The sequence below is a fragment of the Nocardiopsis mwathae genome (genome assembly GCF_014201195.1).
GTDB classification, from domain to species: Bacteria; Actinomycetota; Actinomycetes; order Streptosporangiales; family Streptosporangiaceae; genus Nocardiopsis_C; species Nocardiopsis_C mwathae.
The window spans coordinates 695,738-715,050 of record NZ_JACHDS010000001.1; the positions used below are offsets into that span (position 1 = coordinate 695,738).

General features: G+C 72.5%; 17 protein-coding genes, 2 tRNA genes and 1 pseudogene. 10 read left to right on the forward strand and 10 right to left on the reverse strand.

Features of this window, described 5'->3' with window-relative positions; translation table 11 throughout:
- The first annotated feature begins 230 nt into the window (after positions 1 to 230).
- A complete protein-coding gene (locus tag HNR23_RS02695; RefSeq protein ID WP_184073149.1) occupies positions 231 to 884 on the forward strand; it encodes a SanA/YdcF family protein in 654 nt (217 codons plus the stop codon).
- A 152-nt stretch (positions 885 to 1,036) separates the two neighbouring features.
- On the forward strand, positions 1,037 to 2,548 hold the full coding sequence (locus HNR23_RS02700; protein WP_184073151.1) for a hypothetical protein: 1,512 nt from the start codon (positions 1,037 to 1,039) through the stop codon (positions 2,546 to 2,548).
- Between the two features lie 58 nt (positions 2,549 to 2,606).
- Here HNR23_RS02700 and HNR23_RS02705 read toward each other — a convergent pair whose 3' ends face one another.
- Positions 2,607 to 3,311, reverse strand: a complete 705-nt coding sequence (locus tag HNR23_RS02705) for an ElyC/SanA/YdcF family protein (protein ID WP_184073153.1) — start codon at positions 3,309 to 3,311, stop codon at positions 2,607 to 2,609.
- Positions 3,312 to 3,397: 86 nt separating this feature from the next.
- Here HNR23_RS02705 and HNR23_RS02710 point away from each other — a divergent pair, with 86 nt between their 5' ends.
- Entirely contained in the window at positions 3,398 to 4,948 is a 1,551-nt protein-coding gene (locus HNR23_RS02710; protein ID WP_184073156.1) for a DUF885 family protein, read from the forward strand.
- Between the two features lie 97 nt (positions 4,949 to 5,045).
- On the opposite strand, the gene HNR23_RS02715 is transcribed toward HNR23_RS02710, so the two are convergent.
- The 5 genes from HNR23_RS02715 to HNR23_RS02735 form a co-directional block, all read right to left on the reverse strand.
- Complete coding sequence (locus HNR23_RS02715; RefSeq protein WP_184073158.1) at positions 5,046 to 5,933, reverse strand: carbohydrate ABC transporter permease; 888 nt, start codon at positions 5,931 to 5,933, stop codon at positions 5,046 to 5,048.
- Positions 5,930 to 6,877 carry a carbohydrate ABC transporter permease gene (locus HNR23_RS02720; RefSeq protein ID WP_343070397.1) on the reverse strand — a complete coding sequence of 316 codons (948 nt, stop codon included), beginning with the start codon at positions 6,875 to 6,877 and terminating at the stop codon, positions 5,930 to 5,932. The genes HNR23_RS02715 and HNR23_RS02720 overlap by 4 nt, the downstream gene beginning before the upstream one ends.
- Entirely contained in the window at positions 6,856 to 8,193 is a 1,338-nt protein-coding gene (locus HNR23_RS02725) for an extracellular solute-binding protein (RefSeq protein ID WP_184073160.1), read from the reverse strand. Before HNR23_RS02725 ends, HNR23_RS02720 begins: the two co-directional genes overlap by 22 nt.
- Positions 8,194 to 8,303: 110 nt before the next feature.
- On the reverse strand, positions 8,304 to 9,236 hold the full coding sequence (locus HNR23_RS02730; protein WP_184073162.1) for an N-acetylmuramic acid 6-phosphate etherase: 933 nt from the start codon (positions 9,234 to 9,236) through the stop codon (positions 8,304 to 8,306).
- 120 nt (positions 9,237 to 9,356) lie between these two features.
- Positions 9,357 to 10,337 (reverse strand): MurR/RpiR family transcriptional regulator, encoded by a 981-nt coding sequence (locus HNR23_RS02735; RefSeq protein WP_246421546.1) that lies wholly within the window; start codon positions 10,335 to 10,337, stop codon positions 9,357 to 9,359.
- 326 nt (positions 10,338 to 10,663) lie between these two features.
- Between HNR23_RS02735 and HNR23_RS02740 the strand changes: the two genes are divergently transcribed.
- From HNR23_RS02740 to HNR23_RS02760, 5 genes are all read left to right on the forward strand, one after another.
- Positions 10,664 to 12,289, forward strand: coding sequence for an AfsR/SARP family transcriptional regulator (locus HNR23_RS02740; RefSeq protein ID WP_184073164.1), 1,626 nt, complete (start codon positions 10,664 to 10,666; stop codon positions 12,287 to 12,289).
- Positions 12,290 to 12,810: 521 nt separating this feature from the next.
- On the forward strand, positions 12,811 to 13,776 hold the full coding sequence (locus HNR23_RS02745) for an N-acetylglucosamine kinase (protein WP_184073166.1): 966 nt from the start codon (positions 12,811 to 12,813) through the stop codon (positions 13,774 to 13,776).
- Positions 13,777 to 13,846: 70 nt separating this feature from the next.
- Positions 13,847 to 14,041: a hypothetical protein gene (locus tag HNR23_RS02750; protein WP_184073169.1), complete on the forward strand. Its 195-nt coding sequence runs from the start codon at positions 13,847 to 13,849 to the stop codon at positions 14,039 to 14,041.
- Positions 14,042 to 14,202: 161 nt separating this feature from the next.
- Positions 14,203 to 14,275, forward strand: a tRNA-Lys gene (locus HNR23_RS02755).
- 180 nt (positions 14,276 to 14,455) lie between these two features.
- Positions 14,456 to 14,941 (forward strand): SAM-dependent methyltransferase, encoded by a 486-nt coding sequence (locus HNR23_RS02760; RefSeq protein ID WP_343070398.1) that lies wholly within the window; start codon positions 14,456 to 14,458, stop codon positions 14,939 to 14,941.
- 50 nt (positions 14,942 to 14,991) lie between these two features.
- On the opposite strand, the gene HNR23_RS02765 is transcribed toward HNR23_RS02760, so the two are convergent.
- Positions 14,992 to 15,537, reverse strand: coding sequence for an RICIN domain-containing protein (locus tag HNR23_RS02765; RefSeq protein ID WP_343070399.1), 546 nt, complete (start codon positions 15,535 to 15,537; stop codon positions 14,992 to 14,994).
- Positions 15,538 to 16,114: 577 nt separating this feature from the next.
- Here HNR23_RS02765 and HNR23_RS02770 point away from each other — a divergent pair.
- Both HNR23_RS02770 and HNR23_RS26475 read left to right on the forward strand, forming a co-directional pair.
- Positions 16,115 to 16,187: transfer RNA gene (locus tag HNR23_RS02770), tRNA-Lys, on the forward strand.
- A 487-nt stretch (positions 16,188 to 16,674) separates the two neighbouring features.
- Positions 16,675 to 17,196: pseudogene (locus tag HNR23_RS26475) on the forward strand (transposase); the annotation flags it as partial.
- Positions 17,197 to 17,234: 38 nt separating this feature from the next.
- Here the strand turns inward: HNR23_RS26475 and HNR23_RS02780 are convergent.
- The 3 genes from HNR23_RS02780 to HNR23_RS02790 all read right to left on the reverse strand — a co-directional run bounded on the left by HNR23_RS02780 (position 17,235) and on the right by HNR23_RS02790 (position 19,202).
- On the reverse strand, positions 17,235 to 18,065 hold the full coding sequence (locus tag HNR23_RS02780; RefSeq protein ID WP_221308005.1) for a DDE-type integrase/transposase/recombinase: 831 nt from the start codon (positions 18,063 to 18,065) through the stop codon (positions 17,235 to 17,237).
- Positions 18,066 to 18,314: 249 nt separating this feature from the next.
- Complete coding sequence (locus HNR23_RS02785; RefSeq protein WP_184073171.1) at positions 18,315 to 18,665, reverse strand: hypothetical protein; 351 nt, start codon at positions 18,663 to 18,665, stop codon at positions 18,315 to 18,317.
- 123 nt (positions 18,666 to 18,788) lie between these two features.
- Positions 18,789 to 19,202 carry an integrase core domain-containing protein gene (locus HNR23_RS02790; protein WP_221308006.1) on the reverse strand — a complete coding sequence of 138 codons (414 nt, stop codon included), beginning with the start codon at positions 19,200 to 19,202 and terminating at the stop codon, positions 18,789 to 18,791.
- Positions 19,203 to 19,313: the final 111 nt, after the last annotated feature.

The window sequence follows — 19,313 nt, forward strand, 5'->3', positions numbered from 1 at the left end:
CCCGTGCCGCCGGAGCGATCCGGCCGGGGGGCGGGATCTCCTCCGGCGCGACCGAACGCGATAACGGAACAGCGGAAATGCGGAAATGAGGTCCTGCGAATTCGCTACCCCCGGTCGCGCGGCCAGTGGCCAATGGGGCGGACCGAGCGGCGGAACCGCGCTGCGGCCGACGGCGCGGACCGCTAGGGTCGGGCTCGGTGGGGCCGAACGGCCCGCGAGACAAAGGGGACATGCGCGTGGAACCGGGACTGTGGGCGGCGGTCGCAGCGACGGGAGTGGTGGCGGCGCTGGCGCCGACGGCATGGACGCGCCTGTCCACCGCGCGCCGCAGGTTCGGCCCCGACGACACCGCCACCGTGCCGCAGCGCACGGTGGCCATCGTCCCGGGTGCCGCCGTCTGGCCGAGCGGCCCCTGCCCGCTGCTGGCGCGCCGGCTCGACCTCGCCGCCCGGCTCTTCCGGGCCGGCAGGGTCCGGGCGATCCTGGTCTCCGGCGACAACCGGGCCCTGTCGAACTTCGAGACCGACGCCATGACCGACTACCTCGCCGACACCGGCATCCCCCGGGAGTCGATCGTCGCCGACCCCCACGGCTACCGCACCTGGGACACCTGTGTGCGCGCCCGCACCACCTACGGCGTGGACGGCGCCGTCATCGTCACCCAGTCCTTCCACCTGCCCCGCGCGGTGGCGCTGTGCCGCGCCGCGGGCATCGACGCCGTGGGCGTGGGCGACCCCACCGTCGGCGGCCGTACCCGCTCGGTGGTGCGCGGGTACGCGCGTGAGCTGGGCGCCAACGCCAAGGCCGTGCGCGACGCCGTGCTGCGCCCCGCCCCGCTGCGCGCGGACCCCCCGGTCGACGACCTCCGCTCCGCGCTGTCCTGACCCGGGCTTGTCCCCGTCGATCTCGGCGAAGCGCACCGAACAGTAGAAACCACCGTTGGGTTCTCGGTGCACTTCGCCGAGATCGACGGGGAGGGGCGGGGATGCGGGTGGGTGTGGCGAGGGTGTCGTGCGCGGCGGGATAATGGCTGACCATGGAAGCGACGACGGACAACGGCCCCCTGCGGGGAGTGGACGACATCGACTGGCGCGCGCTCGCGCCCACGCGCGGAGAGGAGATCCCCGAGCTCCTGCGCAAGATCGCCGACGGTGACGATACCGCCACCGGCCCCGGCGAAAGCCTGTCGGCGCTCTATGACATCGTCCGCTACCCCGGCCCCGGCTACCCGGCAGCCCCGACGGTGGCCCGGTTCCTGATCGACATCGCCTGCGCGCCGTCGACCCCCGCCCGGTTGCGGTGGCGCCCGCTGAGCCTGCTGCTGGAGTTCCTCGCCCCCAACGCGGCGGTCCTCGTCCCGCAGCGCCCGGATGTCGGCCTGTGGCGCGACGAGGTCGCCTGGGCGAACTCCACCGACCTCGACAAGGTCCGCGAGCAGTACGCCGAGTGGTTGCGCGACGCCCCCGACGAGCAGCAGTACCGGCGGATCCGGCACCGTTTCGAGGCCATCGGCCGCGACAACGGCCCCGCGCTCCTGGAGGCGGAGCTCGCCGTCCACGACACGGTGTGCGAGCGCGTCGACGACCTGCTCGGCCTGCTCGACGGCGCGGAGAACCGCCGTTCGCTGGAGGCCCCCGCCGAGTGGGCCTCCTACGTGCTCGCGTTCGTCCCGGAGGCCGCCGAGGGTGTCCGGAGCCGGCTGGAGCGGGCCCTGTCACCCCTGGAGCGCCCCGCGCCGCCCACCCCGACCGGTCTGGCCGGGATGTCCCGTCCGGAGATCCAGTCCGCGCTGTCCGGCACGGCGCGGCCCGAGATCAAGTCCGCCGAGCTGTTCGCCCTGGGCCTGCTGGCGCCGGCCGACGACCCAGCGGTCACGGTCACCCTCACCCACGCCATGGCCTCCGGCCACCTCTACAACTCCTTCGCCGCGGCCGTCGCCATGGCCACCGTGCACGGTGAGAAGGCGCCCGCCGAGGCGCTGGCCCGCATCGTCGACGGCGGCACCAAGCCCATGGGCTTCCACGGCCTGTTCGGCGACTCCTGGCCGCACCCCGGCCGTATCGAGCCGGAGGTGCTGGCGTTCCTGGCCCTGGGCCGCGGCGGTGCGGCGACCGTGGCAGCGCGGTTGGAGATGCTGCCCGAGGTGCTCGCGCACAGCGAGGGGGAGTCGCGCGCCGCGGCCCTCGGCGCCGCGCTGGAGATGGCCTTCGGCCCCCGCGCGCAGGCGGGCGAGGACGGCCCGGGGGACGACTCCGCCGACCTCGGCGAGGATCCGCTGCGGGTGCTGTGGGCGATCGCCGAGCTCCCGGCCGCCGCGTGGGAGGACGACGAGCTCGGCGGGACGCTGGACGCCTGGGGGCTGCCGTCCGAGCGGGCGGAGTTCCTGGAGTTCGCCGGTGTCGAGGCCGACGACACGGGTGACGGGCAGGCGGCGCACGAGGGCGATGACCGGCCCGAGCGGCAGCAGGACCCGGCACCGTCCCGCCCCGCCGACACCTCCGGCGGGTTCCTCAGTCGCCTCTTCGGCGGCGGGGGCACCGCGCGCTGACGACGATGGCCGGTGCCGTGCCGACCCCGGGACCCGGGCCGGCACGGCACCGGACCCCTCAGCGGGGCGCGGCCAGCGCGTCCTCCACGCCCGGCTCCTTGGGGCCGAGGAACGTCGGCTCCGGCTGCAGCAGACCGTCGGCGACGGCTTTGAACGCGGCCGGAACCTCCCGGAAGTAGCCGTAGAGTGTGGCGCCCGTCCGGATCCGCAGGCTCGCGTCGCCCACCCCCTGGGTGTCGATCCCGACCGCCTGGCAGAGGCTCACGGCCCGTGCGAGGTGGAACTCCTGGGTGACGACCGTCGCCGCGTCCACCCCGAAGATCTCGCGCGCCCGGATGCACGACTCCCAGGTACTGAACCCGGCGTAGTCACCGGCGATCTTCTCCGCCGGGACCCCGGCACGCACCAGGTAGGCGTGCATCGCGTCGGTCTCGTTGTAGGAGTCGCGGCTGTTGTCGCCGCTGACCAGGACCGCCTCGACCAGTTCGCGGTGGTAGAGGTCGGCGGCGATGTCCAGCCGGCGGGCCAGCAGCGTCGTCGGGTGCCCCTCGACGCTCAGCCCGGCCCCCAGGACGAGGGCGACCGGCCGCTCCTCGGCGTCTGCCGCCCCGACCCGCCGCTCCTGCGTGGACAGCGTGATCCACGCGAACGGCACCGGGACCGCGAGCAGCACCGCGACCGCCGCCAGCAGAACCTGCCGCCTGCGCTCCCGCCACAGCCGCAGCCCCGCCGACCCGCACGTCTTCCACCATTGTTCGCGCACATCCGGTTCGACGCAGTGCGGCCCCGAACGGTTCTGCCGGAAAACCCCTCGGCCCGGAACCGCAGCGCCGGATAGGGTCCGGCCCCATGGACGAATTCCCGGCGCGGTTGCGCGCCATCGCCGACCTGAAGACCGCCATGATGCGCGACGAGAGCGGACGGCACGAGTACGACGGTTCACCCGCCGACCTGTCCCCCGGCAGCGTGCGTGAGAATCTGGCGCGCCTGGGCCAGGGCGAGCGCTTCGCCGACGACCACGACGAGGCGCACGCGAGCGCGTTCGAGGAGGGGCTGCGCGTCGAGTTCGGCGAACTGGAGCTGCACCGCGCCAACCCCCTCTACCACCTCGACGAGCTCGGCCTCCTCGGCTACGACAAGGACTACGCCCCCGAAGCCGAGCGCACCGCCGCCCTCCGGAGCCACCTGGCCGCGTGGCCGCGCGTGGTCGACGCCGCCGTCGCCTCCCTCGACCGGCTCAGCGCACCCGCCGCGACCGCGCTGCTGGCGCCCGTACGCGGCCTGGCGGCGGAGATCCCCGACGACACCCCCGACGACCTGCGCGCCGCCGCCCTCGCGGCGCAGCGGCGGTTCGTCTCACACCTGGAGCACGCGGCCGAGCACGGCGAGCCCAGCGCCGCGCTGGGCGGCCCCGCCCTGGCCCGCCTCATGGGCGCCTCCGAGGGCATGGAGGTCGACCTCGGCCGTCTCACCGAACAGGCCGACGCCGAGCGCGACCGGCTCAAGGAGCGCCTCGCCGCGGCCACCGCGCGCATCGACCCCGGCCGCGCGCCCATGGAGGTCCTGCGCGAGCTGGTCCGCGACCACCCCGACGCCGACGGCGCCATCGCCGAGGCCGAGAAGTGGACCGAGCTGGCGATCGCGTTCACCCGCGAGCGCGACCTGGTCCCCTACCACGACGGCGTGTGCGAGGTCCTCGTCACCCCGGAGGCGTACCGGTGGGGCACCGCGATGATGGTCTGGGCGAACCCGGATGAGGCGGACGGCCCCTCCAGGTACTTCGTCAGCCCGCCCGACCCCGCCTGGACCGAGGACGAGGCCGCCGAGTGGCTGGAGATGTTCAGTCCCACCACGCTGCCCGCCATCAGCGTGCACGAGGTGGCGCCCGGCCACTTCTCCCACGGCCGCGCGATGCGCCGCGCCGTCGGGCCGGTGCGGCGCACGCTGCCGTCCATGTCCTTCATCGAGGGGTGGGCGCACTACACCGAAGAGCTGTGCGTGGACGAGGGCTTCGGCGCCTACGCCGAGAAGGCCGTCGGCGGCGGGTTCACCGCGGCGCACTTCGAGATCGGGGTGTGGGCCGAGGCTCTGATCCGCGTCACCCGGCTGACCGCGGCCATCGGTGTGCACACGGGGCAGATGACGGTCGAGGACGCCGCGCGCCGGTTCGGCGAGGACACGCCGCTGGCCGGGCCGGCCGCGCTCGCCGAGGCGCGCCGGGCGACCTTCGACCCCACCTACGGCCGCTACACCTGGGGCAAGCTGGAGATCCTCCGGCTGCGCGAGGAGGCGCGGCGGCGCTGGGGGGCGGGCTTCAGCCTGCGGCGCTTCCACGCCGCGATGCTCGACCTCGGCGCCCCGCCGCTGGGCGTGCTGGGCACCGCGCTCGACCGCGGCTGACCCGGCGCCCCCGCCGACCCGGCCCACCGGGACGGCGGGGATCGGCCCCAGGACCGTCCGACCGGCCACCGGGGCGATGAGCGGCCCCGGTGCCCGGTCAGCGGCCGATCCCCGCCGTCAGCCCGTCGACCACCTGCCGGGTGGCCAGCAGGAACAGCACCACCAGCGGCAGCGTCGTGATGACCAGCCCGGCGTACAGCAGCGACTGGTTCAGCCCGTACTCGGTGAAGAACGCGGTCAGGCCCACCGGCAGGGTGTACTTCGCGCTGTCGCGGATCAGCACCAGCGGGAAGAAGAAGTCGTTCCACAGCTGGATGCCCTGGAACAGCATCACCGTGGCCAGAGCCGGACGCACCTGCGGCAGCATGACCAGGGCGAACAGCCGGAACTCCCCGGCGCCGTCGATGCGCGCGGCCTCGGCCAGCTCGCCGGGCACCTGCCGGAAGAACGCGGTCAGGATGAACACCGCGAACGGCACCCCGCTGGCCGCGTACACCAGCACCAGACCCAGCCGCGAGTCGAGCAGACCGAGCGAGTCGAAGAGGTAGAACACCGGCACGATGCCCAGCCGGATCGGGATCATCAGCCCGGCGATGAGATAGCCCAGCAGCAGCTCCGAGCCGGGGAAGGCGTAGCGGCCCAGCACGTAGGCCGCCAGCACCGACACCGCCGTGCCGAGCACCACCGCGCCCGTCGTCACCAGCAGCGAGTTGACGAAGTAGCCGCCGAAGTCGGCGTCCACCCACGCCCGCGCGTAGTTGTCGAACGCCGGGGCGGTGGGCAACCCCAGCGGGTCGGCGCGCAGTTCGGCCTCGGGCCGTAGCGAGGAGACGACCATGAGCGTCAGCGGCGCCAGCGCCACCACCGCATACCCCCACAGCAGCAGCCGCACCGCCAGGTCGCCCACGTGAAGGCCGGACGGTCGTCGGGCGCGCCGCACCGGCGGCGGGGGAGCGGCGGGCGCGGGGCGCAGGGTCGTCGTCATCGCAGCCGCGCCTCCCCGCGGCGCAGCACCCGCGTCGCCGCGATCGAGATCCCGAAGATGAACACGAACATCACCACCGCGAGTGCCGAGGCCTGTCCGATCGCACCGGGGTCGGGGTTGTTGAACGCGGTGCGGTAGAACAGCAGCCCGAGCACGTCGGTGGCCCCGGCCGGTGCGCCCTGGGAACCCTGCATCGCATAGACGAGGTCGAGCACGTTCATGTTGCCGATGAATGTGAGCACCGTGACGATACCGATCGCCGGCACCAGCAGCGGCAGCGTCACGTGCCGGAAGGCCTGCCACCCCGAGGCGCCGTCCACCCGGGCGGCCTCCTCGTAGGCCGGAGGGATCGCCGCCAGCGCCGCGGAGAACAGCAGCATCGGAAAACCGATCCACTGCCAGGCGTTGACCAGGATCAGGGTGGGTAGGGCCAGCGCCGGGTCTCCGGTCCACGGCCGCGCGAGCGCGTCCAGGCCGACGGCGCGCAGCGCGGCGTTGACCGCGCCGAACTGCGGGCTGAGCATGAGGCTCCACAGGTAGCCCACCACGATCGGGCTGACCAGGTGCGGCAGCACGTAGGCGGTCTGCAGGAACCGCCGCCCGGTGCGGGTACCCCGCAGAAGCACCGCGAACGCAAGCCCCACGGTGGTCTGCACCAGCATCGTTCCGCCGAAGAACGCGAGGTTGTGCCCGAACGCGCGCCACAACCGGTCTCCGTAGACGCCGCTGAACAGGTGGGCGAAGTTGTCCCACCCGGCGAATCCGGTCCGCTGTGTGCCCTGCCAGGAGTACAGGCTGTACTGCAGCGCGCTGAACAGCGGATAGACGATGAACAGGGTGTAGAGGGCGACCGCCGGCAGCAGGAAGGCGGCCAGCACCCACCACGGCGGCAGGCCGCGGGCGGCCCTCCGCCGTGCGGGCGTCAGCCGTTCGGTTCGAACCACGACCCGATGTCCTTCTGCACCTGCTTCCCGGCTTCCTCGGCGGTGACGTCGCCGAGCAGCAGGGCGGCGAGCGCCATCCCCTCGGCGTCGCGGCCCAGCGGGTCGCCGTACCCGAAGTGCACGCCCATCATGTAGGGAGTGCCGTGCTCCGCGTAGCCCTCCAGCATGGCCGCCAGCACCGGGTCGGCGGGCTTCACACCCGGGACGGCCGGAATCTGCTCCAACTCCTCGGCGAACGCCCGCCCGAACTCCTCGGTCGCCATCCACGCCACCAGCTCCACCGCGGCCTCCCGGTTCTCCGATGCCGCGTTGACGCCGTACGAGCCGTCGGCGAATCCGGGCGTCAGCGGCGTGTCGACCGGCGAGCCCGGCACGACCGGGGCGTCGAAGTAGCCGATGTCCAGGTCGGGGGCGGCCTGCCGGAACGGTGCGATCTCGTACCCGCCCCCGGGGTACATGGCCGCGCGGCCGCTGGTGAACAGGGTCTGGGCGTCGGTGTAGCCCACGGCCGTCACATCGGGCGGCAGGTAGGGCTCCAGGTCGGCGACCGCCTGCAGGGACGCCGCGTAGTCGGGGTCGGTGAAGTCGGTCTCGCCGTCGAGCACCGCCCGGGAGAACGCGTCACCGCCCACCCGGGTGGCGCCCAAGGTCTCGCGCAGCAGCGCCAGCACCCACGGTTCCTGCCCGGAGGTGGCGAAGGGGATGACGTCGGCCGCCTTCAGCTCCTCCGCGGCGTCGACCATGCCGTCCCACGTGTCAGGGGGTTCGATGCCGTGCTCGGCGAAGATCTCCCGGTTGTAGAGCACGCCGAGGGTCTGCACGGCGAACGGGACGCCGTAGACCCGGTCGTCCCGGCGTCCGCGCGCGGCGTCGACGGTCTCCTCGGGCCAGGACGACAGGTCCACCTCGTCGTCGAGTGGGACCAGCTGTCCGGCCTGGATGAACGCCTGTACGGGGCCGTAGGGCTTGAGCTGAACGACGTCGGGGCCGCCCGAGGTCCGGGTGAGCCCGGTCTGCAGGATGGCGGGGTACTCGGTGTTCTTGTGGCCGGTGAACTCCACCCTCACCCCGGGGTGCCGCTCCTCGAAGGCGGCGAAGATCCGCTCGTACCCGGCGGCGTCCTCGGGTCGCCAGCTCCACACCGTGAGGGTGGTCTCTCCGTCGCCGCCTCCGCCCGCGCCGCCACCGGTACCAGGGGCGCAGCCCGCCGCGACGGCCGTGACGGCCAGGGCGGCGGCGAGGAGGGCGGTCGGCCGGAGCCGAAGGCGACGCGCAGCGCCACCGGTCGGGGGGACGGTCGTCGACGGTTGGGACATCTGCAAGTACCCCTCTCGCTGCCTCCGCCGACCTCGGGGGTGACGACGCGGTCTCTGCCGTTGTCCGGTCGGTGCTCCCGAGATCGACGGAGAGTGTGGCTGCGCCCCCGTCAGGGGGACTCGGTGGTGCCGATGCGGCGCAGCGCCTCGCGGACGTGCCCGCCCGCCGCCGCGAGCTCCTCGGCCGCCCGGGCGCTGTCCACCCCGGTCAGCAGCTCGACCAGGGCCACCTTGGTGTCGCCCCCGGCGCGGGCCAGCGCCGCCGCGCAGACCTCCTCGGGTCGGCCGCTGGCCTCGGTCAGGATGGTGACGACCCGGCCGCGCAGCTTGGCGTTGGTGGCGTTCACCCCGACCATCAGGTTGGAGTAGGTGTGGCCCATCCGCACCATCACCGCGGTGGAGAACGCGTTCAGCACGAGCTTCTGCGCCGTCCCGGCCTTCATCCGGGTCGATCCGGCGATGACCTCCGCCCCGGTGTCGACCCCGATGTGCACGTCGGCCTCGGCGGCCAGAGCGGCCTGCGGGTTGGCGCTCACCAGCACCGAGCGCGCGCCGGCCTGCGCCGCGCGGCGCAGGGCGCCGGCGACGTAGGGGGTGCGGCCGCTGGCCGCCAGCCCGACGGCAAGGTCCCCGCGCGCCAGACCGGCGGCGTCGGCACGGCCGAGGTCGGCGTCGTCCTCGCTGCCCTCCAGGGCCTGGCCCAGCGCCGGGGCGCCCCCGGCATGGTGCGCCACGACCAGGTCCTCGGGCACGCCGAACGTGGGCGGGAGTTCGGCGGCGTCCATGCCGGCGATCCGGCCGGACGTCCCGGCGCCGAAGTAGTGGATGCGGCCTCCGCCGCGCAGCGCCTCCACGGCCAGGTCCACGGCGCGCGCCACGTCGGGGAGGACCGCCTGCACGGCGCGTGCGACGGTCGCGTCCTCGGCGTTGATCTCCCGCAGTACGTCGATGGTGGGCAGCAGGTCGATGTCGTAGGTGCCGGAGTTCCTGCGCTCTGTCGGCGCCCGTACGATCTCCACGGGTTCCGCGGGAGTGGCTGCCATGTCCTGTGGGCTCCTTTCCGCGCTCTCGCGCTCTTGGTCCGGCACCGTCGCCGTCCCTCCTCGTCGTCAGGGGTCCGGCCCCGGCCGCGCCCTCCCCGGCGCCGTCGGACCGGCTCCGGATCACCCGTCGCCGTCGCCCCGAGCGCCCTCGGACCGCCCCGGCCGCCGCGTCTCCCCCACCCGCAGTCCGCGCACCGCTTCATAGGTGGTCTCCAGCGCGGTACGGCTGTCGGCGTAGCGCAGTTGGGCGAGTCCCACGAACAGGCAGTCGATCACGGTGAGCTGGGCGAGTCGGCTGGCCGTGGCGCCGGACCGGAACGTCGTCTCGCGGGCCGCGGTGGTCAGCAGGTGGTCGGTGTGCCGACGGATGGGGGAGCGGGGGAAGTTGGTGATGGCGACCGTCGTGGCGCCGCGGCGCTGTGCCTCGGCCAGCGCGTTGATCGTATCGATCGTGGTTCCGCTGTGCGAAATCGCGATGGCCACGTCGCCCTCGGCGAGCAGCGCCGCGCTCGTCAGCATCACGTGGTTGTCCGACCAGGCGAACGAGGTGAGGCCGATGCGGTGCAGCTTCTGCTGGAAGTCGGCGGCGACGAAGGCGCTCGCACCCACCCCGTAGAGGTCGATCCGCCGCGCCGCGGCCAGCGCCTCGATCACGGTCTGCAGCGACTCCACGTCCAGTTGGGAGGCGGTGTCCTCGACCGCGCGGGCGTCGGTGTAGGCGATCTTCTCCACGACGGTCACCAGGGTGTCGTCGGGGTTGATGTCGCCGGCGACCTCGCGGGTGCTGATGCCGGCGCCGCGGGCCTGCCCGGCCTCGGTGGCCAGCGTGAGCCGCAGTTCGCGGTAGCCGGTGAAGTCGATGGTGCGGCAGAAGCGGATGACGGTCGCCTCGGAGGTGTCGCAGTCCCTGGCGAGCTGGGTGATGGAGGAGGCGGCGACCCGCTCGGGGTCGTCGATGATGCGCTGGGCCACCCGCTGTTCGGCCGGGGCCAGGGACGGCAGCAGCGAGCGGACCCGCAGCACCGTGGACGGCGGGGCCTTGGCGGTCGCCTCGTCCGTTCTCCCGCCGCCGTTGGAGGCGGCGCCGCGTTCCGGAGCCATCGTTCCTCACTCGCCTCTCCGCCGATGTGGATCGGCTGTCGCGGCGCGGCGAACCCGGCCCGTCCGCCCGGCCGGAACCGGGCGAATCCGGCGGCGGCTCCGCCTTTTTCGCCATGTTGGAAAGTTTCTTTCGGTCTCGGGCCCGAGTCAATGTACGGAGCCGAGGAATTTCCCGCGGATTCCGGAGGTGACACAAGTGGACCCGGTGATGGGTGTCATTTGCGGCTCCACCGGACCGACCGGCACTGTAGAAGGGCAGCACCGATCCCACAACACCCCGGGGGAATGTGAGGGGAGGGAAAGCCCAGCCTACGGGGGTGTCGCCATTGGCAGATATCGCGTTCGGAGTGCTCGGACCGCTGACCGCACAGGTGGCGGACGCGCCGTTCCGCCTGCGGGGAGGGAAGCGCCGGATCCTGCTGGCCGCACTCCTGCTGCGGGCCAACCGCACGGTTCCGGTCGAGGAGCTCGTCGCGCGCATCTGGGGGGAGCGGCCCCCGTCCTCCCGTATCGGCGCCCTGCAGGTCCAGGTGGCGCGGCTGCGGGCGGCACTGGGCAAGATCCACGACGGCCCGCTGATCGCCAGCGTCTCCTCCGGGTACCGCATCGAACTCGCCCCCCACCAGCTCGACCTCCTGGGGTTCCGCGCGCTGATGCTGGCGGCCAGGGAGGCCGAACACCAGGGGGACCTGCCGCGCCGCTGCGACGCGCTGCGCCGGGCCGTGGACCTCTGGCGCGGGCCCGTGCTACCCGACGTCGCCTCCGACACGCTGCACGAACACGATGTCGCCCAGGTACGCGAGGAGCTGCTGCGCGCCACCGAGGAGCGGTGCGCGGCCGAGCTGGCGCTCGGCCGCCCGGAGGAGGTGCTCGACCTGCTCGCCGGGGTCACCACCCGGCACCCCGAGCGCGAAGAGCTGGTGCGGCTGCGCATGACGGCGCTGTACCGGTGCGGGCGGCAGAGCGAGGCCCTGGAGAGCTACGAGAGGACCCGCCGGGTGCTGGCCGACCGGCTCGGCGTGGACCCGGGGCGCCCCCTGCGGGAGACGTTCCACGCCGTGCTCCGGGGGAACCTGGAGGCACCGAGCGTGCCGCATCAGCGGTCGGCTCGGACGTCCACGGTCCGCGGCGTGCGCGGGCGGCGGGGGCCGCGCTCCGTACCGGCCCAGCTCCCGGCCGATACCCGCGGCTTCGTGGGGCGCGCCGCCGAGCTGGTGGAGTTGGAGCGACGGGTCGGCGGCGGGCGCGGCGCGGCCGGGCGGGTGCTGATCAGCGGGCCGCTCGGCGCCGGCTGCACGGCGCTCGCGGTTCACTGGGCGCACGGCGCCGCCCACGGCTTCCCCGACGGGCAGCTCTATGCCGACCTGCGCGGTGACGGGCGCGCCCCGCTACCGGCCGGGGAGGTGCTGCGCCGGTTCCTCGGCGCCTTCGGCGTGGTCGAGTGCGTTCCGGTGGACACCGACGAGCGCGCCGCGCTGCTGCGCTCGGTGCTGGCGTCGCGACGCGTGCTCATGGTCCTGGACAACGCCCACTGCGCCGCCCAGGTGCGCCCGCTGCTGCCGGGGTCGTCGTCCTGCGGGGTCATCGTCACCAGCAGGTACTGGTTGGCGGACCTGATCGCGCGCGACGGGATTCCGGCACTGGCCGTCGGGCCGCTGTCGGCGGACGAGGCGGCGGAGCTGCTGCGCGGGCTCGTCGGCGCGCGGCGGTCCGCGGCCGAGCCCGGGGCGGTGCGCCGGCTCGCCGAGGCGGCCGGCCGCCTGCCGCTGCCCATCCGCATGGTGGCGGCGTGGCTCACCACGCACCCGGACAGCGGCATCGCCGCGCTCGCGCAGGACATCGAGGCCAGGCGCGAGGCCGATGTGGCGGAGCGCGTGGCCGCCGCGCTCGGCGGTGACCCGCGGTTCCTGCTCGGCCAGGCGCCACCGGGCGGACGCGCCTGGCGGGAGTGACCATCCCCGCCCACCCCGCCAGGCGCCGGCGACCCCGTCGAAGGGTTCACCCCGTCCCCGCGGGCCGGCCGTCCTCCGACCCGCGGGGAGCCGAACCCGATCGACGGGGTCGGCCCGCGTCTGGAGCGTCCACGGCCGCGGGGAAGTACCGGCCGTGTCCGGCTCACAGCACCAGAGCTTGCCGCAACCGGCTTTCAGAGCACTTGGGGTTCGCTTTCAACCCGGTGCGCGGAGTCGGGGCCGGCCGGGAATGTCGCGGAATGCCGGGCGGATTCGTCGGTGAAGAGGGGGACCGGTGGCTGGTTTCGGTCAGGAGCAATCACGGGGCCGGTCGTGGCCACCCACGGCCGATGTCGGCCAGCGGGTGCATGTGCGGGGACCCCTCCCACCGCGGGCCCTGCGGCGGTGACCATGGCGGAAGGCATCGGATCCGTCCGCTTCGTCCCGCGGTCCGCCATGGTCCCCGCGGAACCGGCGGCGACTCCTTCTCGCCCGGCGCACGCTCCCCTAGGCTCCCGGGTATGACCGAGCACGTCGTGATCGGAGTCGACTCGGGCGGGACGTCCACACGCTGCGCCGTGGTCACCCGCGACGGGCGGGTGCTCGCCCAGGGCCGCGGGGGCGGGGGCAACCAGTACTCCAGCGCCGACCCCGGCGGAGCGTTCGTGTCGGCGCTGCGCGCGGCGCTCGCGGACGCCGGGGATGTCGCGGTCGACGGCGCGGTCTTCGGCGTGTCCGGGGCGGCGGTGGGCCACTCCAGGGCGGTGGCGACGGTGCGCGGCGCCTGGGAGTCGCTGGGGCTGCCGGGCAGCCCGCTGGTCACCGACGACATCGTGGTCGCCTTCGCGGCCGGGAGCACGGCCGACGCGGGTACGGTGCTCATCGCGGGCACCGGCGCGGTCGCGGCCTACGTGCGCGACGGGGCCGTGGCGCGCCGCTGCGACGGGTACGGGTGGCTGCTCGGCGACGAGGGCTCGGCGGTGTGGATCGCCCTGGCCGGGCTGCGCGCGGCGCTCGCCTCGATCGACGGCCGGGGGCGGCCGACGGTCCTGGTGGAGCGGCTGGCCGCCGCGCTGGCGATCGCCCCGGGCGACGTCCACGCGATCGTCCGCGCCGCCTACGCTCGCCCCCCGGCCGAGCTGGGCGGACTGGCGCCGGAGGTGGTGCTGGCCGCATCCGGCGGGGACGCGGTGGCCGGGGACATCGTGGCGGAGGCGGCCGAACGGCTCCTCACCAACCTGGCGGCGGTCGCCCCCGACCCGGTCGGTGCCGAACCGGTGGTCCTCGCCGGCGCGCTGCTGGCCACCGGGCCGGTCGCCGACGCGGTCCATGAGGGGCTGCGCACCCGCCACGGGGTGGCGGCCCGCACCGCGGGCGACGGCGCGCTGGGCGCCGCAGGCCTGGCACTGCGCCGGACGGGCGCACCCGCGTCGGCCCACGCCCGCCTGCTGGCGCCTGCGGCAGCACCGGGGCATCACCCGAAGTAGCCGGAGGATTGACCCAATTCATCCCGGAGATGGGCGCGAAGGGCGTACCGGAGTCGCTAGTGTCACTCTCATGTCTGAGAACAACAACGACCAGCAACAGCAGATGGACCCTGCGGGGTCGACCATGATGTTCCAGCGGTTCGTCAAGGAGAACACCGAGCCGGAACCGACCCCGAAGCGTCCGATCACCCCCTACATCCTGGCGGGCGTCGGCGCGGTCGTGGCGATCGGCATCATCGTTGCCGTCGTCATGATGTGGTCCTGATGCGCCCCACTCACGACGCACAGGGTTGAGCCCCCACCTCCGCACAGGCTGGTGGGGGCACCCTCCCAAACGGTTCGCGGCCCCTCCCAGAGGCTGCTAAAGTTATCGACGTCGGAAGGCGCGAGGGCCTGGCCCACCGCACCGGCACAGCCGCACGGCGGGCGCCATTAGCTCAATTGGCAGAGCAGCTGACTCTTAATCAGCGGGTTTGGGGTTCGAGTCCCTGATGGCGCACACACGACGACATCTGCACGCGGGCGTTCTTCCTGAAGGAAGAGCGCCCGTTCGCGTTCCTGCCTCCTGACCTCCCCCGGGGAACCGCCGGGGAGTAGTGTGCCCAGAGCGCCCTCGACGTAGTCGCTCAGCGGGATCGGTGGGATCGGCGGTGCGACACAAGGGCGGAGGAGAGCGTCGGTGAGCCAAGGCGGGACGGGAACCGGGTATTACGAAGTGCTCCCCATCGGGACCATCGCGTGCGCACGCGACACGGTCATGGATGACGACTGGGGAAACGTGGAGTCGACCGTCCGCCTCGACGGCACGCGGGTCGGCGCCGAGGCGGTGGCGGGACTGGAGGAGTTCAGCCACCTGGAGGTGGTGTTCCTCTTCCACCGGGTGCCGTCCGACGCTGTGGTGCCCGGCGCCCGCCACCCGCGCGGCAACACGGAGTGGCCCCGGGTCGGAGTGCTGGCCCAACGGGCGAAGAACCGCGTCAACCGCCTCGGCGTCTCCCGGTGCGAGCTGATCCGGGTATCCGGCCTCGACCTGACCGTGCGCGCGCTGGACGCGATCGACGGCACACCCGTGCTGGACATCAAGCCCTACATGGCCGAGTTCGGGCCACGGGGCGAGGTCCGGCAACCCGAATGGTCGCGCGAGCTGATGCGGAACTACTTCTGACACCGGGGCAGGGCGCCGGGCGCGACGCCGCGGGCGACGTCGGGGCGGTCTCAGAACGCCTCCACCATGGGGCGGAAGTCCCAGCTGTAGTCGGGGTCGATGGGGTTCCGGTAGCCGAGCCTGAGAAACGAACCGCTGGCGGACGGGACTTCGGGGGTGATGGCCAGATAGGTGTTGTCCAGCGGGATGATCTGGAACGCGGGGCCGCCGACGTGCGTGATGTGCCACTGCTGCCGGCGCTCGCCGTCGCACTCGGCCTGCTCGATGCGCTGACCCACCTTCGTCTCGCCGTCCCACGGTTGCAGGCACAGCTGGCTGCGGAGGTTGCGGATCTCGAACACGGATTTCCCGCCGCCGGAGCCGACGTGGGAGACCGCCCATTCCATTCCCGCGCGATCGTCGGGCCACACACGGATGACCGTGCGCTTCATGGAGCTGTTCCAGGGGATCATCCGCGACCCGGAGTCTTCGAAGGCGATGTGGTATTCGCTGTCGCCCAGCGCGGCCATCGAGGCGGATGCGGAGACCGTCGGGGCCGGTCCGAGGGCCACGACGCAGGCGGCCGCGACGAATACGAGCAGGGTGCGTTTCGCCACCGGGGTCCTTCTCTCTGCAGCGGAACCGGGTCAGAGGATTGCGAGGTTATCCAGCCTTGACCTGGGGTGATCACGCAGAGTATCGACCTTTCTCGGTGTGGCCGCAACCGGGATTCCGCTGCCCCGGAGCCCCGCGTGGTAGCGATGTGCGTCCGTAATCGGGGCACGAATACGCCACCATCACCGTTTCCGCCCGGTGTTTCCCTTGCCGACCCACGCGAACACCGGCTCGACCGGTGCGAATTCCGAATCCTCGCCCCCTGATATCTCCTCTCCGAAACCCCCCGGAAAAGTCCCGGAATGTCGACCGAACCAGTGAATCCCCCGCCCCGGCTGCAGGCACCACGACATCTCCAGTGGCGACGGCAGGCCGGAGCCGGACCCAAGGGGGTCTCCTCCCCTCGCGGGGCCAGGGGGAGGGCAGGGGGGAGGGGCGCTGCGGCGGTGCTCCTCCCCGGTCGCCCCCTGGCCGGGGCTGTGACGTACGCTGCACCCCACGGCGGACGAGCGACCCCGCGGGATCCGGTAAAGTCTTCTGTGTTGCCGGGGAACACCGCAGAGCGGCCCACAGCAACGGGCGCCATTAGCTCAATTGGCAGAGCAGCTGACTCTTAATCAGCGGGTTTGGGGTTCGAGTCCCTGATGGCGCACCTGGATCTACCACATGCACCGGGCGTCCTCCCTCACCAGGGAAGGCGCCCGTTCGCGTCCCCGCACCTCATGGGGGACCGCCGGGGGACCGCGCCGACGGGACTCCCCGGTCGAGGCGCGCCGCTGTCGGCCCAGCCGCGGCTATCGCTCGACGCCGACCTGATGACGCACGCCGACCAGCGAGCATCGACCACCATGACGGTCAACGGTCGTGCTTCAATAGGCACGTCGGCCCTGAGGGCACCTCTCCCGTAGGCTTCACGGGCTCGCGATAAAGGGGTAGGTGTACGGAGTCGGCCCCGTCACCCTGGAGATAACGCGCCGATAACGCCCCGCGTTATCGCAGGTCATTTGGGTCGTGTCCCGTGGAGTGGTGGAAATCCGGCTGGCCCGCCCGGGACCTGGCCACCAGGCCTGGAACGCCGGGAGCCACCGTGTGACGGTCAAGAGGAAGACCAAAGATCCTCACGGTAGGACACGCACACGATGGCTCTGTCCCAGCATGACCTACACCGCCTCCTGGAGTCACTACGAGCATCCGACAACATCGAGATCATCCGCACGGTGCTGGAGCGCATGCTCCAAGAACTGATCGAGGCCGAGGCCACCTCGGTCATCGGCGCTGAGCCCTACCAGCGCACCACGTCGCGGACCGCCCACCGCAACGGCCACCGCGACCGCGGCCTGGCCACCACCGCCGGAGACGTCGAGCTCAAGATCCCCGAACTCCGCTCCGGCTCCTTCTTCCCGAGCCTGCTGGAGCGAAGGCGCCGCATCGACCGGGCCCTGTTCGCCGTCATCATGGAGGCCTACGTCCACGGGGTCTCCACCCGGTCCGTGGACGACCTCGTCAAAGCCCTGGGAGCCGATACCGGTATCTCCAAGTCCGAGGTCTCGCGCATCTGCGCCGAACTTGATGAGGAGGTCGGGGCGTTCGCCGAGCGGCCCCTGGACCACACCGCCTTCCCCTACGTCTTCTTGGACGCCACCTACGCAAAAGCGCGGGTGAGGTGTATCCGAGTTAATGAAACCGATCGCGGGGGTGTTCAGACCGCATCGCCGGTTCCGGTTTCAGATGGTCTGCCCTTGTGTGAGCGGTTCCAAGCCAGGCGTCTGGCCCGGGATTGTTCAAGCCCCGCTTGCCGTTCTTTGCGAATCCTCGACCCCCGCCCCTCGTGCTCGTCATCCGGCGTGACATAGTCCAGCGCCTCGTGCAGCCTGACCTTGTTGTAGAACTCCCGCACCGAGGCCAGCTCCGCCCGCAGCCGGGCTGGCTCACCGATCCGGCACAGGTAGCCGAACTCGGCCTTGACATGGCCGAACAGCGTCTCGATCCACGCCTGGTCGGTGGGAGTGTGCGGACGGCCGAAGTGCTGGGCGATCGCATGCAGCGCCATGAACTCCCGGGTATGGCCCGAGGTCATCTGCGGGCCGTTGTCCGACATCGCCAGCAGCACCGGCCGCGCCGGGTTGCCGGCATCAGTGCCGGCATCGACCAGCCCGTCGGCCCGGGCGGCCACCGCCCCCATGAGCCCCTCGGCCTCCAACGCCGCGGTGAAGGCGATGATCACCTGGGTGTGGGTCTCCTCGGCCGAGACGACCTCGCAGATCCACTTGCGCGATACCAGGTCCATGATCGCCAGCGCCGCCATCCGGCACCGGGTGAAGTGCGTCGTGTCGAAGATCCAGACCTGGTTGGGCCGGAACTCCACCCACTCGGGCAGGCGCCTGCGCTGCGTGCGCGGAGGCCTGCGGGGTCGGGGCAGCCGCAGCCCCCTGGCCTCCAGCACCCGCAGCATGCTGGAAGGCGATACCCACACCTTGTTCGTGTAGGAGCCCCGGTGCGCGAGCTTGCGGTGGGACCGGTCGATACTCACCCCACTGCTCGAAAAGGTCCACCACCGCCCGCTCCTCCTCGGCCAGCAGGCCGTGCACCGCACCGCCCGGGCGGGCGTCGGCCAGGCGGCCCTCCTCGCGCCGCGCCAGCCACCGGTGCGCCCGCACCCGCGAGATCTGCAGCAGCCCGCAGGCATCGCTGAGCGTCCAGCCCCCGCGGCGGGCCCGGTCGATCAGCCTCAGCAGGCCGTCGGTGACCGGGGCGTCCACGCGGGCCGGTACGGGACCGCTCAGCCCCAGGCGTCTTTTCCCTCCACCATCGCCAGTTTGACCGTCATGTGCTGCAGGGTGGCGGCCAGCTGGGCGTTCTCGCGGCGCAGGGCCTCCAGTTCGGCGTCGCGCTCCTGGCGGGCGCGGGTGTTGCCGGGCCGGGACTCCGCCAGGGCCTCCAGGGCGCCCTCCTTGGCGACCTTGCGGATCCGGTTGATGGTGGACGGGTCGACCTGCCAGGACGCGGCCGCCTGGGTGGTGGAGGTCTCACGGCGCAGCAGCTGCAGCCAGATCTCGTACTTCTGCATCGCGGAGAGCATCTTCTTGGCGCGGCGTCCCACGCGGTCGATGCCACGTTCATCGGCGGTCATGGTCCGTATCCTCCTTGACCTGGTGTTGAACCGGTTGGAGGAACGCGCCGACGTGGTCTTTTCACCCGGCTGATCTGTATCACGAACTCAGACGCAACCCACGGGTGAATCTCCCCGGGTTGTTTAGAGACTCCCGGTTATGGGTGTGACCTGCGGTTCTAGGGTGTTCTGGGCGTGGTAGGCCGCCTCGTATTCGACCGGTGGGACATGGCCGATCTCACCGTGAAGCCGGGTGTTGTTGTACCAGTCCACCCACTCGGCGGTGGCCAACTCGACCTCCTCCAGCGTCTTCCACGGACGGCGGGGCTTGATCAACTCGGTCTTGTACAACCCGACCGCCGACTCCATGAGCGCGTTGTCATAGGCATCGCCCACCGACCCGATGGAGGCGGCGATACCCTCGGCGGCCAGATGTGCGGTGAGCAGGAACGATGTGTATTGTGACCCGGCATCGGAGTGGTGCACCAGCCGCCCCGCCTGAACGGGTGTGCCAGCGCGGTCGCGGCGCCACAGGGCCATCTCCAGAGCTGAGAGCACCAGCGGCGCCTGCTTGGTGGCCGCCGCCGACCAGCCGACGATAGCGCGTGAGCAGGCCGGGAGGCGAGGCCCCTTCGCGCCTCATCAGGCGGTGGACGGTGCAGTCGAGCC